Genomic DNA, 13,524 nt, shown 5'->3' with positions numbered 1-13,524 from the left:
GGGGTCGATGTCCACGGGCCGCGCGGGCTTGCGCCACCACCACTTCATGACGTTGGTGCTGCCATCGGGGCGCCGGGAGCGTTCCGTTGCCGAGGCGGCACCGCCTATTGCGACACCGAGGCCATCGAGATCGACGACCACTTCGACTCCACCCTCTACGCCGCCGACGAGCGCGACGTCCTGCCCGCCGAGGCGGTCGCCGCCGTGCTGGGCTGCGGCTGCCCCACCGTGCTGCAACTGCATTTGATAGCACGCGTAGATTGAGGGTTTTCAGCGGTGCCGCTCCAGGGTGAGGACAGCCTTGGCGATTCACGTCATGCGGTTCGGGCTGCAGCAGGCGTGACGGAGGAATTGCCGGGATTGCAGGCGGGCGACTCCTCGTTCGGCGGATACGCGGGCGGCGGGCAATGCCCTGTTGACCGTCTGCTTGGTAGGCCCGGCGCCTTGTCGGCCAGTTGCTCGACGACGGCGGTGCCGTACGCCATGGGCGATACCGACGGAAATTCGGAAACCTGCGGCCAGTTGAGCCAGGGGGTCGTCCCGGCGCAGGTAAGCCAGAGCGATCACCGCACGCTCGGACGGGCGCAGCTTGCAGCGTCGGTCACCTCCGTGGGCGACGGATCAGCATCGTTACCCACTCCACGAGCGTGTGCGGCAGGTCGAGTTCGGCAGGATACGGCATCAACAGGCCACCCACATCGGCGAGTTGAGACCTAAACACTTGCCTCAACGGCACGGGATCCCTGTCCGTTGCCTACGGTTTCGCCGTCACCCGGACCCAGCCTGAAAATGCTCAACACGACAAGTGCCCATATCTCCGTGGGAGTTCACGTCATGGACACCAATCGTTCCGCGGGCTAGCGTGATCACGAACCACCACATCCGCTGAACGACCAGTAGAGGGTGATGCAGTTGCGCGAGAGAACCGAGGACAGCGGGGCATCCGCCGTCAGTCGTCGCACTCTCCTCCGAACCGGTACAGGCATAGCGGCCGCCGCAGCAAGCGGCGGCCTTTCCGTGTTTGCGGCTCAGCCGGCGTCCGCTGTTGTGGGGACGTCGCAGCGCTTCGTTCTCGGCGGGAACGGCGACAAATTCTTTGTGAACGCCCCGCTCCACCAGCCCTACTGGGCGATGCAGTCCTTTGCCTTCGACCACGTCAACGGCCACATCTACGCTGTGCAGACCAAGGTCGGCAGCACAAACGGGGATCTCTGGGTAACCAGGACCGACATGACCGGTCAGATCCGGGGCGCCATGGCGATCCACGGGTTCGACCACGGCTCGAACATAGCCATCGAGCCGGACACGTACGGATCCCCGTATATGTGGGTCCCAGGCGACTGGAGAAATCTGCATCCCGAGGATCCCAACAGCGGACCCAACAGCCACACCATCGCCCGATTCAAATACGTCGACGGGGGCGACCTGAGCTACGCGGACTCGGCGGTCAGGAAATTCAACATCCACCTCTCCGATTTCGTCGACTGCCCGAGACCGGCCATCGATCCCTACAACAACCGGATTCTCCTCCGGTACATGGGAACCACCACCCCGTGGCGCCTCGCGCTCTTCGACCTCCCCAGCGTCCTCAGCAAGGGCTTCGTCGACGACACCCCGCTCCCCCGCCTCGCCGCCCGCGAACTCCCGAGCAACAGCGATATCGGCCTCACCGCGGACGACCATTTCCAGGGCGTGACCGCCTACGGCCAGTACGCCTATCTCCTCTACGGCGGCCCTCCGAAGAAAACCACGGACCCGGCCAAGCCGTCCTACCTGGTCACGCTCGACATGAACGACGGCGCGAAGTCGGTCAAGGACATCTTCCAGACCCACGCGGGTGACACCGTGCTCCCCGGCCGCGAGCCACAGGGAATCGCGGTCTACCGCGGTTCGAGCGGGCCCCAACTCGCGTTCGGCTTCTCCAGCAAATACGACAGCGACACCCCCGTCCAGTTCCGGTCGACCATCTTCTACAAGAGCGACCTCACCTGGTGATGTTTTCCAGGTGCTTTGCTGCAGTTTCGGAGAAGGCGATATGGGCGCGGCGTGTGGAGCACCCGAAAGCTCTCCGCAAAGCCCTCTGCCGAACTACCGCGCGCCGAGAGCCCTTTGCGCACCGAGCCGTCCGTGGCGCGTGTACGAGATCACCAGAGGTTCAAAGATGGGTTCTGATCAACTCCGACAGACGGTGAGACAGTCTTGAGACCCCCAGGTCACGGCGGTGACCTGGGACACGAATCGCGAGACTCTGCACGGGAACACCAGCGAGAGCTGAGTTCGGGATGTCAGGTGGGCTGATGCACTGGGCACGGCCGGAGCCGAGGGGCGGGGATAGTTGTGGAGGGAGCCAACGCCGACGTCGTGACGGGCCGCAGGCTCCACGCCTGACGCACCTCGGTGATCAACGAGCGTGCGCTGTACGGCGACACGGCCAGCTCCAGCCGTGTGTCGGCCAGGCACTGGGGATCACCGGCGGGTCCGCGGGCCGCGGCGTCGGCACTGCGCTGGTCGAAGGTCGGAGAGCTGAAGATCTGCACCAGCGTGAGGGCGTAGTACGTATAGACGGAGGCCTCGTGGATCAGGTAGGTGGCGCCCTCGGGAAGGGCTGACGGGGTGGACGTGCCGGATGCCGATTCGGCCGAGAATCGTTCGAGGGCCTGTGTCAGGGCGTCGGCGTGGCAGGCGCAGGTGGAGCGCAGCTGGAGCATCAGTTCGCGGTAAGAGGTCAGGACACCCGCGTTGTCGGGGGACCACTGCTGTTTGCCGAGCAGGGTCCGGAAACCGGCGAGGGTGTCGGACAGCTCCTCCAGGATGAGACGGCGGGAGATCTCCGTGAGTTCGACGGAGCTTATCCGCTCGCGCATCTCCATGATGCCGCGCCCGTAGCGGATGAGGTCGCGGGGAATGCCTCCGGAGAGGGCATGGGCGAGCAGGACGTACGGAGGTGTCAGGCCTGGAGCCCGCAGGTCCATGATGGCCGTCGACTCGCCGAAGGTGCACGGCTGGACGTGGACGATGTCGTCCAGGGAGCTGTCGGTGGCGTCGCGGTGTGGCAGCCCGCGGCGAATGAAGGCGGCGCCCACGTCCTCGGCGACGGAGATCAGGTAGTACACATGCGGGACGCCCAGAATGCCCTTGATCTCGCGAAGGAACTCCAGTGCCTGGACATCGGAGCCGAGGCGGTCGAGTTCGTCGAGCGAGATCACCGTGCGGTGGCCCTGCCCGTGTACATGGGCGGCGATCCGGGTCAGCAGGGCCCGGAAGTCCTCGACGAGTTCCGGGAAGTTCGACGGGATGGTGGAGAGCCCCGAGGTGTGGGCGCTGCCCAGGGTTATGAGCTGGGTGACGCTCGGGTTGACGGCCGCGGACGTGCTCTGGACCGTCTTGAGTTGGTACAGCTGATCGCGGCACTCCGTGACGAGGTCCGGTTCCGGGGCCTTGGCCCGCAGGCCGGAGACGTACAGGAGAAGCGCTGCCGCCAAGAGGCCGAGGAGCCGGGCGGGGTTCTCAAGGTCGAGGAACATCGCAGTCACGTCGGCGTTGCTCCGCAGGAGCATCCCACAGCCGGCGAGGCAGCAGAGGGCCGCGGGTGTGGTGATCCAGCGTGTACTGATCCGGTGGCTGCCGATCCGGATGTCGCTCTTCACGTAGGCGGTCACCCATAGACCCACGGGAGCTGCCAGGAGGAACAGTGACCCCATGACGAAGAGGGACTGGTCGTCGAGGGCTTGTGCGTGCCGCCGTAGGTCGGCGTCACCGGGAAGGGACACAGTGATGCCGAGCAGCAGGACGTACGAGCCGACGAGACAGACGTTCCGCGGCAGCGCACGCAATCGTCGGCGCCAGCGCGTGGAGAACTGAAGTGCCCAGACGAACAGCCCCGCGAGTGTGATGAGCAGCCCTGCGCCGAGGTCGTCGCCCTGCCAGATCTCCTTGGCCAGCGTGGTCGTCCAGCGCAGGGCTGAGTCGACCGAAGACCGCACGCCGCCGTTGTACCGGTGCCACAGGGACTGGGCCGTCGCGAAGGAGCCGAGGACGACAAGGGCTGCCGCGGGTACGCCGAAGAAGGCTACCCGGCGCAGCCGCCGAAAGGATGTCCGTAATCTGCGCAAGCCACGGACGAAGCCGGAGATCCGGGTGAACTCCGGGACTCCGAACCCCTCCCGCGCGATGAACTGCTCGCAGACTCTGACGAAGAGTGAGAGCAGGAAGTCAGGTGGGGTGTAGGCGGCCGGGACATGGGCGCGGACGGTGAAGTCGTCGTCCGACAGGGCGTTTTCGAGCAGGGTCGTCTTCCCGGCGCCGCGCGGCCCGCAGACGGCGATAGTGCCGCCTTCCAGGATGGACAGCTTGCGCTTCAGGTCCAGCGCCGCACCGCTGGGCACCAGGTATCCCTGGGTCTGGGTGACCCGCAGCCCGTCGAAGTTGTCTGGCAGCAGCACCGAATGGGGATCGTCGCCGAGGAGGGCCTGGATGACCAGGTCGACCACGGGCTCCGTGCCGTTCTGACGGAGGTCGCCCTCCCACCGTTTCGACTCCAACCGGGCGCGCAGCGTACGCACCGCGAACCTCAACGGCCCGAAGACCAGGGTGAAGTGACTCTTGGCGTACGTCTTCGACTGTTCTGAGCTCGCGAGCCAGATTAAGACGGCTCCGCCGACGATGCCCCCGCCCACGCTGGTAGCCAGTGCCGGCAGGATCGCGTTCCCGAACAACTGGTGCGCCACGATGACCCAGGCGAGTATGAGGACGCAGAAGGTCCCGGCGACGACCGAGCGCAGGTCGAATCCCAGGTCGGTCTTGGCTTGGTGCAGGGCGTCCCTGTCCGACCGCAGCCTGTCCGCCGCCGCCCGGTAGACGGTGTACGTCTCCATGCACGGCGCCGTAGCCCGGGTGACGCTCGCTTCCGTGGCCATGGCGGCGCGCACCGCGTCCGCCGTAACGGTGGAACGTGACTCCAGCTTCTGCTGGATTCGCGGGCTGGCCAGGCAGGTTTCGACCGTCCGAAGGTAGACCGCCTGCTCCGCGGGATCCGTCCAAGTGAAGAGGGCCGCGGAGGCCGGGCCCTGGGTCGTCCCGTTCGGCATGCATGCGTCCTTCTCACGGCGACAACACAGAGAGCGGCGAGTCTAAGGCGACAGCACTCCACCTGCCCCCGGTCGAGGGAAATCCGGTGCCCTCGGGTCCCGACGTGTCAGGGCGGCGAGAGGCGCGACTCATGACCTGAAGGATCACTCGGCCGCCTGCCCGACGGCCGCAGTCTTTCGCCGGGTCTCAGCAGCCCAGGCCGCGTGATCACCCGGCGCCAGTCCTCACGACCCAACGGGTGACCACCCAGGGGAAGTACCGCAGTCGTCCACGCTCATCGATGACTCTGGGGGCTCGGACAAGCACACGTCGGCGTTGACAGGACCGTATGCGACGTTGAACGTGTCCAGCCAGTGCGTCCAACCCCTGATGCCCATGGCGCTGTTGAAACGGTAGTTGAGCTGGCAGCGGACCCATTGACCAGGGGCGAGCCGGACAGCCGGGGGCGCCGTTTCCGGGCCGGCAGCGCGAACCGTGGCTTGACCTTGGGAAACTCCCGCAGCCGACCATCTTCTTCACGGAGCTGGACATCGACCTTGCTATGCTGGAGACTAAAAGATCGCGGATGCGGTCGCTCGTCCGCCGAACGAAACCGCGGTCGAGGCGTTATGTGCCCTGTGGGGTGTCCCAGGCGGAACAGCTCCCATAGACGAGACATGACGGGCGTCGCGGCCCCGTGCCGCAGCTGACGCTCAGAGGTGGCCGTCCAGGAACTTCCGTACCTCAGCGACGGTCATAGGCCCCGTGCCGTGCGCCACCGCCTCTCCCTCCTTCAGCAGGACGCAGGACGGGGCGCCGGTGATCCCGTATCGCTCGGTTGCGGCCGGACAACGCGTGATGTCGGTGCGGACGGCCGTCAGGCGGCCCGCGTAGTCGTCGGCGATGCCACCCACGACGAGGTCCATCACCCGGCAGGGCTCGAGTGCCTTGGGCCATGTCCCGGTGAAGTATGCGAGGACCGGAACTTTGCTCATCCCGAGGATGAAATTGAACTCCGCGTCCTCACGGGGTCGGTGAACCCGCTGCGCCATGGAAGCTCCTGATCTCACGTTCCGTCTTTCCATCCCCATCATCCCCCGCGCGGTGTGCCAGGCCGGCGCGAGCGGCCCGCCCCCCGCCCCTGATGCCCGGCCTCCCCGCTACAGCCCGCCGCGCGCCCGTGGATCAGCTCGTGCCAGGACAGCGCCCTCCACGACGACATGAAAGCCCAGATGCTCGATGAGCGCGTCGACGAGCGGGCCGCTGCGCATCGTCCACCGGATCCAACGGTCGAAGAACGCGTCAGCTGACCCCAAGACCGACCGCCAGCGTCAGTTCAAGGACCCGCTGTGGCGATGCGAGATCCGGGAACAGCTCCCGCAGCTGCGACATCCGGTACCGGACTGTCTGGGGATGGACGAACAACGCCGCCGCCACCTCGTCCCGCCTGCCCTGGTGCAGCAGCCATGCCCGCAACGTCTCCTCCAGCCGCCGTGCGGTCGCGACGGGCAAGGTCCGCAACGGTGCGAGGGCTCGGGCTCGCAGGTCTGCGAACGCGTCCGCGTCGGCGCTCAGCACGAGCTCGGGCAGGTGGTCCTCGGTGTCGCGGATATCAGAGGAGAGGGAGCGCGCGCGTACGGCTCGTGCGTACGAGGCGGACGCGCGAGTCCACGGCCGGGGCGGGCCGGCCACGGCGGTGCGGTCGGTCAGCTGCCGCAAGAGATGTGATCGGTCGGCATCGGGGACGAGCAGCACGCCGGTGGCGTCCGGCAGATCGTCGAGGACGAGGGTGCTCGGGTCGAGCGCGCGGTAGGCAGGCCGGGCCTGAGCGGCGGGCAGCAGGACCGCGGTCAGCGAAACCGGGGGCTGCCACCCGGCCCGTTGAACAGAGGCCAGCAGCACGTCCGGGCTCGCGCCGGCGAGGAGGTCGCGGGCCAGATGTTCCAGGTGGCGCTCCTGGTCCCTGCCCCGGGCGGCCAGTTCGTCGGCGTGGCCCGCGGCGCTCGCGGCGGAGAGCTCGTCGATGTAGGCGAAGGTCAGCTCGGCGAACTTGGCGACCTCGGCGGCGGGCAGACCTGCGGGTACGGCACCCGCTGCCAGGCATCGCCAGGCCACGCGGGCGCCGACGCGGTAGGCGCTGAGCAGGGCGTCCATCGAACGGCCGTCGCGCACCTCGCCGCGGCCCAGCTCGTAGGCTGCGTCACCGGCGTCGCCGCCTGTGGCGTTCCCGCTCGCGAGGTCCAGGTAGTGCCCCAGGGCGGTGCGGACGGCTCGGCGGATGGTGGCGCCCATGTGGCCCGCAAGGGCGTTGGCGTAGGGAGGGACCTCGTCGATGATCGCCTGGACGACCTCGTCGGCGGTGCCCTTCAGCGCGGCCCGCAGTGCGGTGACCGTCGTCTCATCCAGGGCCAGTTCGCTGGCCCTCCGGATTGCATGGCTCATGTTTTTGTTCCCTGCGAACAATTCAGCCGACCAGATTTACGTCCTACGGTCAGGACTTTACGCCTTGAGGCGCAGCAAGCTGGAGTCATGACGAGTACAGCCCTCCGCAGCAGGGCGTGGAAACTGCTGGAGATGGTCACGACGCCGCTGCTGCCGTCGGACTACCTCGACCTGGTCAGCCCGCTGCGTGCGGGCGCTGACCTGCGGGGGCGCATCGAGGCCGTGCACCCTGAGACGGGTGACGCCGCGACGATCGTGATCAGGCCGGGACGGGGCTGGGGTGGCCACACAGCCGGTCAGTACGTGCGGATCGGGGTCGACGTCGACGGGGTGCGCCTGTGGCGCGCCTACTCCCTCACCTCGCCGACAAACCGCCAGGACGGCCGCATCACGATCACCGTGAAGGCGATCCCGGACGGCAAGGTCAGCAACCACCTGGTCCGCAGGGCCAAACCGGGCACGCTGATCCAGCTCGACCACCCGACCGGTGACTTCGTGCTGCCGCAGGCCAAGCCCGCCAAGGTGCTCTACCTGACGGCCGGCAGCGGCATCACGCCCGTGATGGGCATGCTGCGCGACACCGAGTTCGACGACGTCGTCATGGTCCACAGCGCGCCACAGCCGCAAGACGTGATCTTCCGCAACGAACTCCACGACCTGGCCGCGGACAAGAAACTGCGGCTCACCGAAGTGCACACCGACACGGACGGCATGCTCGACATCGCCCGTCTCGACGCCCTCGTGCCCGACTGGGCCGAGCGCGAGACCTGGGCCTGCGGGCCCGCGGGCCTGCTCGACGCCGCCGAAAAGCACTGGAGCGAGCACGGCGTCCACGAGCGCCTGCACACCGAACGCTTCCGCCCCAGCATCGTCGTCGCCGGCGACGGCGGCGAGGTCACGTTCAGCACCACCGGCAAGACGGTCGACGCGGACGGCGCCACGCCGCTGCTGGACATCGGCGAGGAAGCCGGCGTGCTCATGCCCTCCGGGTGCCGCATGGGCATCTGCTTCGGCTGCGTCACGCCGCTCAAGGCGGGCGCCGTCCGCGACCTGCGCACCGGCGAGATCACCGAGGCCGAGCCGGGCGTCCTCATCCAGACCTGCGTGTCCGCCGCGGCGGGCCCCTGCGACATCGAACGGTAGGAGCACCTTGACCGCCATCGACCCCACCACCCACCTGACCGCGGAGCAGATCGAGGAGCTAGGCCGCGAGCTGGACGCGATCCGCGACGAGGTGATCGCCGACCGCGGCGAACAAGACGCCGCCTACATCCGTAAGGTCATCTCGGCACAGCGCAAGCTCGAGCTGGTCAGCAGGGGCGTGCTGCTGTTCTCGATCTTCCCGCCCGCGTGGCTGATCGGCACCGCCGGACTGTCCGTGGCGAAGATCATGGACAACATGGAGATCGGCCACAACATCCTGCACGGCCAGTGGGACTGGATGCGAGACCCGAAGATCCACTCCACCACCTGGGAGTGGGATCACGTCTCGCCGTCCGAGCAGTGGAAGCACTCGCACAACGAGCTGCACCACACGTACACCAACGTGATCGGCAAGGACAACGACCTCGGCTACGGCATCATGCGCGTCGACGAGGACCAGAAGTGGCACCCCTTCCACCTCGGCCAGCCGCTGTGGAACTTCCTCAACGCCTGCTTCTTCGAGTACGGCATCGCAGCGTACGACCTGGAACTCGGCAAGAACCTCCACAAGCGCCGCCGCAACAACCCGGAGTTCCGCGCGCGGGCCAAGGCCGTCGGCCGCAAGATCCGCAAGCAGGTCCTCAAGGACTACGTGATCCACCCGCTGCTGTCGGGCCCGTCGTTCCTCCCCACGCTCGCCGCCACGTTCACCGCGAACCTGGTCCGCAACGTCTGGACCCACTCGGTGATCATGTGCGGGCACTTCCCCGAGGGCGTACAGGTCTTCGAGCGCCGCTCGATCAAGGGCGAGACCCGCGGCCAGTGGTACCTGCGCCAGATGATGGGCTCGGCGAACATCAGCGGCAGCAAGGCCATGCACTTCATGACCGGCAACCTGTCACACCAGATCGAGCACCACCTGTTCCCGGACCTGCCGAGCAACCGGTACGCCGAGGTCGCGGTGAAGGTACGCGCGCTTTTCGAGAAGTACGAGCTGGAATACGTCACCGGCCCGCTGCCCAAGCAGGTGTTCTCCGCCTGGCACAAGGTCTTCCGGCTCTCACTGCCGAACAAGAAGCAGCCCAAGGTCGAAACGCCGGACCGCGAGCAGGAGCTCGTCGCCGCCTGAGTCCCCGTATCGGTTCGGACCTCCCGGCCGCAGCGGCGACACCGCCGGGTTCGGTGAGATCCGTTGCGGACGGTGGCCGATCGCGACGTCAGACGGATGAGCTCACAGTCCGGTGCTGTCGCGCCCGGCAGTTGGCTGCTTGCGGATTCGGTCTCCGGGAACGAAGCCGCCAGGCTCGTGCCCCGTCGTGAGTGCAGCACTGCTGGGTCCGCGTCGACGGGGACCAGGGCCCGCCACCCGAGCGAACGACAGGGCCGATCCCTGATCATCACCAGCAATCGGGCGCCCAGCAAAGCGCGCATGTTCCGGTGAACTCGTGCCAGGCGGGGCCGAAGCCTCATGAGTTTGCCCTGAGTTCGGCCCAGAAGTCGTGACACTCGTCGCTGACGAAGCCGTGGTTGACCCGCAAGTTCTAGCCGTGCAATCAGCTGTCGTACGGTGCAGCGTCCACAAGGTGGTACAGCCCGTAAGCGGCAGCCCCAAGGACAAGCAGAAACAGCCCGGAGCGCAGGAACACCGGACCCACGAGGGTCGCTGAGGCGGCCTGTCCCGTGATGGTGCGCCAGTCCCGCAGGCGTCGGATGTCCCCCGCACTGGCCCACCAAAACCCGGCACCGACCACAAGCGAGCCCGCGCCGAAGACGCCGACAAGACCACTGACGACCGCCAAAAACTCTCGTCGGTCGCTGTGGCCAGAGATACTCAAAGTCGCCACCACGAGCGGCACCACGCCCAGCAACCCGAAGATCACGCCTCGCCGCGCAACGTCCGTCGGCCGCAGCCGCGGCAGCGTCACGCCGTCTTGGTCCAAAGCCATGGCCAGCACACTAGCCCGCTCAGCCCGAGCAGCCGCAACGCCCCCTGGCCGCCCTCCGCTGGCAGTGCGATGACCGGTAGCTCGTTAAACCCGGCGGTAGCGTGGGTGGACGGCTGGGTGGTTCGGTCGTAGGGCGCGGTGGTAAGAGGCAACTGCCGCGCTGAGGGCTGAAGATGATCTGAATGTCGTTCGTGTCCGACCGCCAGGCCCGTTGGAGGAGTACGCGGACCGGTTCGACGACCTCTTCGCCGGCCTCGCCCAGTGGCGGGGGTTCCACGAGTACCTGACCGGGCTGCTCGCGCCGCGAGAGCGGAACAAGACGATCACGTGTCCGGCCGGAGCGGGGCCTGACATGCTTCGAGGCATGGAGTCTCGGAAGAGTCCCGTCAAGAGCCCTCTGCGCCTGGCTGATGTCTGCCCTGATCTTGTTGGCGAGATAGTTGCCCTGCTGCGGGACTCACATCCGGGAGACCCGATCGCGGGCGTTCCTGCTGGGTGTTGATCCGTCTCGGTCCGTAGTCACTTGGGTTGATGTACTGGACGGGCGAGATCCGTCTGCCGCATTGCCGCGTCAGTCCTGACTGACGCGTCTGTAGGCGCCGGTCCTGCCCCGAGGTGTCAGTGGCGAGGGTTAGGTTCTGCTCGTGAGGGCTGCCATCTGGGCGGACCACCATGCGGGGAGGGTGGCTTGATGGACCGAAGGCATGAATGGAAGGGGCTGCGCTGGATAGCCGACGCCTACCCCATCAGCTTCACGCTCACCCTCAGCGAGGGTCTCTCGCCGCACGAGCTGCTGCGCAGCCTCGACGCCGAGAAGCAGCACGTTGTCCCGTTGACCCGCTCCGCGGCACTCGAGTTGCTGACCAGGGACGAGGAGGACCACATCAGCGACCTCGAGTTCCTGGACTGGGAGGACGAAGCGGCGGTTGCCCGGCTGACGGACGCGGGCTTTCTTCCCGCCCCGCCGGACACGATCGTCCGGGCGGGCGCGGTGGCCGGTTGGGCGTATGCGCTGGAGGAATTCCACTGTCGTACGGGGGCCTACCTCGCGGCGCTGTCCCAGCGGGGGCGGGCGTTTTTGTATCCACCGCAACGCCAAGGGCTTCAGCCGTATCGAGTACGCCCTCCAGGGCGAGCCGGTGGTGTCCTTCGAGCCCGGCCTGCCGCACCTCACCCACGGGGCACCAGCCGACGAGGCGCTGGGTTTCGTTCACAGTGGGCACGAGGCGGGCGACGTGGCATTCCTGCGGTTCCTGGAGGACGAGCTGGGCCTCTGGCTTCCCTGGGAAGAGACGGAGGCAGAACTGCCCGCGGCCGCATTCGCCTGACGCCACCATCAAGTGGCCACTTTCATCCCCGAAGTGGCACAGCAGGTCAGCAGCCTGCGCAGGCGAAAGACCGGCCCTCCCGCCACCTCACGTGCGTTTCGCTGCGCGTAGTGGGCCGGCATCGGTCGACGCTGCGGCGAGCTTGCGCGCGCATTCCTCGCGCCTCACGGTGCCAGGCGAAGCTCAGGGCGGGAGAGTCAACGGCGTGCTGCCCCTTGCCCCTCTCGTGCGCCGGTTGTGTCCGGCGACGGGAAAGCGGACATCGTCGGCTTCGACAATGACGGCGTATGGGTCGCCCGCGCGTGACGCGGCGGAATCCCCTCTCAGGGCGCCGTCTCGGCCTGTATGGGAAGCCGTGAGCCGATGTTCCTGCCCTTGGTCAGGAGCCAGATCATGAGGATGAGTTCGCCTACGCCGGTGAACACGGCCGCCTCGGCCGAGTACCCGGAGGAGAGAAAGGCGCCGAGGCTGTCCACGAGATAGCCGAGCCCCGCGAGGGCCAGCAGGCCCCAGCAGCAGCAGGTGGACGCCGAAGAAGATGAGCCCGGCGTCCCAGATGTCGTGGTTGCTCGCCTTCAGGTCGGGCTACGTGCCCCGGGTGCTGGGCGTCATACTCGGCGTCTTTGGCCGGGGGCAACGCCCCGACGAATTGGGTGACGGCGACGAGGAGCACTGGTGAGCACGGGGCGCGTCGCGGCGGTGAGCCGCAACACCACGTACGCGTTCAGCAAGCCCAACCACCCGTCCGTCAGGCTGCTCGCCGGCCTCGGAGTGGAAGGGGACGTCCACGCCGGTGAAACAATCCGCCACCGGTTCCGCATGACCTACGAACCGGACCTGCCCAACCTGCGCCAGGTCCACCTGATGCACGAGGAACTCTTCGAGGAACTCGCGCTCAAGGACTACGAGGTCTCCGCGGGACAGCTCGGCGAGAACATCACCACCCGTGGAGTGGACCTCCTCGCCCTGCCCACCAGCACACTGCTGCACCTGGGAGACGACGCGGTGATCGAGGTGACCGGACTGCGCACCCCCTGCTCGAAGATCAACGACTTCCGGACCGGTCTGCTGGGCGAGATGTTCGCCCTGGACCCACACTCCGCCGAGTTCACCTTCACATGCGGTGTCATGGCCGTCGTCCGCCGAAGCGGAGCCGTCCACCCCAACGATCCCATCGAAATTGAACTTCCGGCTCGCCCGCACCGCGCACTGGAACGACTCTAGGGACTACGTGACCGTGCCGCCAGGTTCCGAAGTCGGCCCAGCCACGGGTGGCCACGCTGCTGCAGACCGTCTTCGAACAGGCAGACACCGACGACGTGACAGCCCACAGCTGCGGCACTACCTTCATCGCCCTGGAAGCCGAATTCCCCAAAGCCGCAGCCCACTTGGACACCGCCCATCACGATCTTCTGGCGTTCACCGCGTTCCCACGCGAGATCTGGCGGCAGATCTGGTCCAACAACCCGCAGGAGCGGCTGAACAAGGAGATCAGGCGTCGCACCGACGTGGTCGGCATCTTCCCCGACCGCACCGCCCTGATCCGTGGCGTTGTCGATGAGACAGAGGTTCTGGCACCGCGTGGGGTGCTCGGCTCT

10 protein-coding genes and 3 pseudogenes are annotated in these 13,524 nt (G+C 67.1%); 7 read left to right on the top strand and 6 right to left on the bottom strand.

Going from position 1 to position 13,524, the window contains the following annotated elements:
• Window positions 1–93 precede the first annotated feature (93 nt).
• Window positions 94–234: pseudogene (locus tag OHU89_RS46815) on the top strand (arsenite S-adenosylmethyltransferase); the annotation flags it as partial.
• 197 nt (window positions 235–431) lie between these two features.
• Here the strand turns inward: OHU89_RS46815 and OHU89_RS46810 are convergent.
• Window positions 432–685, bottom strand: a pseudogene (locus OHU89_RS46810) (transposase family protein); the annotation flags it as partial.
• Window positions 686–912: 227 nt separating this feature from the next.
• On the opposite strand from OHU89_RS46810, the gene OHU89_RS46805 reads away from it, so the two are divergent.
• Entirely contained in the window at window positions 913–1,995 is a 1,083-nt protein-coding gene (locus tag OHU89_RS46805; protein WP_405652217.1) for a hypothetical protein, read from the top strand.
• Window positions 1,996–2,285: 290 nt separating this feature from the next.
• Here the strand turns inward: OHU89_RS46805 and OHU89_RS46800 are convergent, their stop codons facing one another.
• The 3 genes from OHU89_RS46800 to OHU89_RS46790 all read right to left on the bottom strand — a co-directional run bounded on the left by OHU89_RS46800 (window position 2,286) and on the right by OHU89_RS46790 (window position 7,509).
• Complete coding sequence (locus tag OHU89_RS46800) at window positions 2,286–5,087, bottom strand: hypothetical protein (RefSeq protein WP_405652215.1); 2,802 nt, start codon at window positions 5,085–5,087, stop codon at window positions 2,286–2,288.
• Window positions 5,088–5,780: 693 nt separating this feature from the next.
• Entirely contained in the window at window positions 5,781–6,119 is a 339-nt protein-coding gene (locus tag OHU89_RS46795) for a thioredoxin family protein (RefSeq protein ID WP_405652213.1), read from the bottom strand.
• A 250-nt stretch (window positions 6,120–6,369) separates the two neighbouring features.
• Window positions 6,370–7,509 carry a PucR family transcriptional regulator gene (locus OHU89_RS46790; protein ID WP_405652211.1) on the bottom strand — a complete coding sequence of 380 codons (1,140 nt, stop codon included), beginning with the start codon at window positions 7,507–7,509 and terminating at the stop codon, window positions 6,370–6,372.
• A gap of 87 nt (window positions 7,510–7,596) precedes the next feature.
• On the opposite strand from OHU89_RS46790, the gene OHU89_RS46785 reads away from it, so the two are divergent.
• Both OHU89_RS46785 and OHU89_RS46780 read left to right on the top strand, forming a co-directional pair.
• Complete coding sequence (locus OHU89_RS46785) at window positions 7,597–8,652, top strand: ferredoxin reductase (protein WP_405652209.1); 1,056 nt, start codon at window positions 7,597–7,599, stop codon at window positions 8,650–8,652.
• Window positions 8,653–8,659: 7 nt separating this feature from the next.
• A complete protein-coding gene (locus OHU89_RS46780) occupies window positions 8,660–9,781 on the top strand; it encodes a fatty acid desaturase family protein (protein ID WP_405652207.1) in 1,122 nt (373 codons plus the stop codon).
• A 424-nt stretch (window positions 9,782–10,205) separates the two neighbouring features.
• On the opposite strand, the gene OHU89_RS46775 is transcribed toward OHU89_RS46780, so the two are convergent.
• A complete protein-coding gene (locus tag OHU89_RS46775; protein WP_405652205.1) occupies window positions 10,206–10,598 on the bottom strand; it encodes a DUF6336 family protein in 393 nt (130 codons plus the stop codon).
• A gap of 1,007 nt (window positions 10,599–11,605) precedes the next feature.
• Here OHU89_RS46775 and OHU89_RS46770 point away from each other — a divergent pair.
• The gene (locus OHU89_RS46770; RefSeq protein ID WP_405652203.1) at window positions 11,606–11,926 is read left to right on the top strand and encodes a hypothetical protein; all 321 of its coding nucleotides are present in this window, start codon (window positions 11,606–11,608) and stop codon (window positions 11,924–11,926) included.
• A 323-nt stretch (window positions 11,927–12,249) separates the two neighbouring features.
• Here the strand turns inward: OHU89_RS46770 and OHU89_RS46765 are convergent, their stop codons facing one another.
• Window positions 12,250–12,402 carry a hypothetical protein gene (locus OHU89_RS46765; RefSeq protein ID WP_405652200.1) on the bottom strand — a complete coding sequence of 51 codons (153 nt, stop codon included), beginning with the start codon at window positions 12,400–12,402 and terminating at the stop codon, window positions 12,250–12,252.
• Between the two features lie 199 nt (window positions 12,403–12,601).
• Between OHU89_RS46765 and OHU89_RS46760 the strand changes: the two genes are divergently transcribed.
• Together OHU89_RS46760 and OHU89_RS46755 are read left to right on the top strand one after the other, a co-directional pair.
• Window positions 12,602–13,150 (top strand): MOSC domain-containing protein, encoded by a 549-nt coding sequence (locus OHU89_RS46760; RefSeq protein ID WP_405652198.1) that lies wholly within the window; start codon window positions 12,602–12,604, stop codon window positions 13,148–13,150.
• Window positions 13,151–13,176: 26 nt separating this feature from the next.
• A pseudogene (locus OHU89_RS46755) lies at window positions 13,177–13,473 on the top strand (transposase); the annotation flags it as partial.
• Between the last annotated feature and the right edge of the window lie 51 nt (window positions 13,474–13,524).

It is taken from the genome of Streptomyces sp. NBC_00019 (genome assembly GCF_045041015.1).
Classification (GTDB): Bacteria; Actinomycetota; Actinomycetes; order Streptomycetales; family Streptomycetaceae; genus Streptomyces.
The sequence above is the reverse complement of the archived record's forward strand: the minus strand, read 5'-3'. Positions and strand labels throughout refer to the sequence as shown.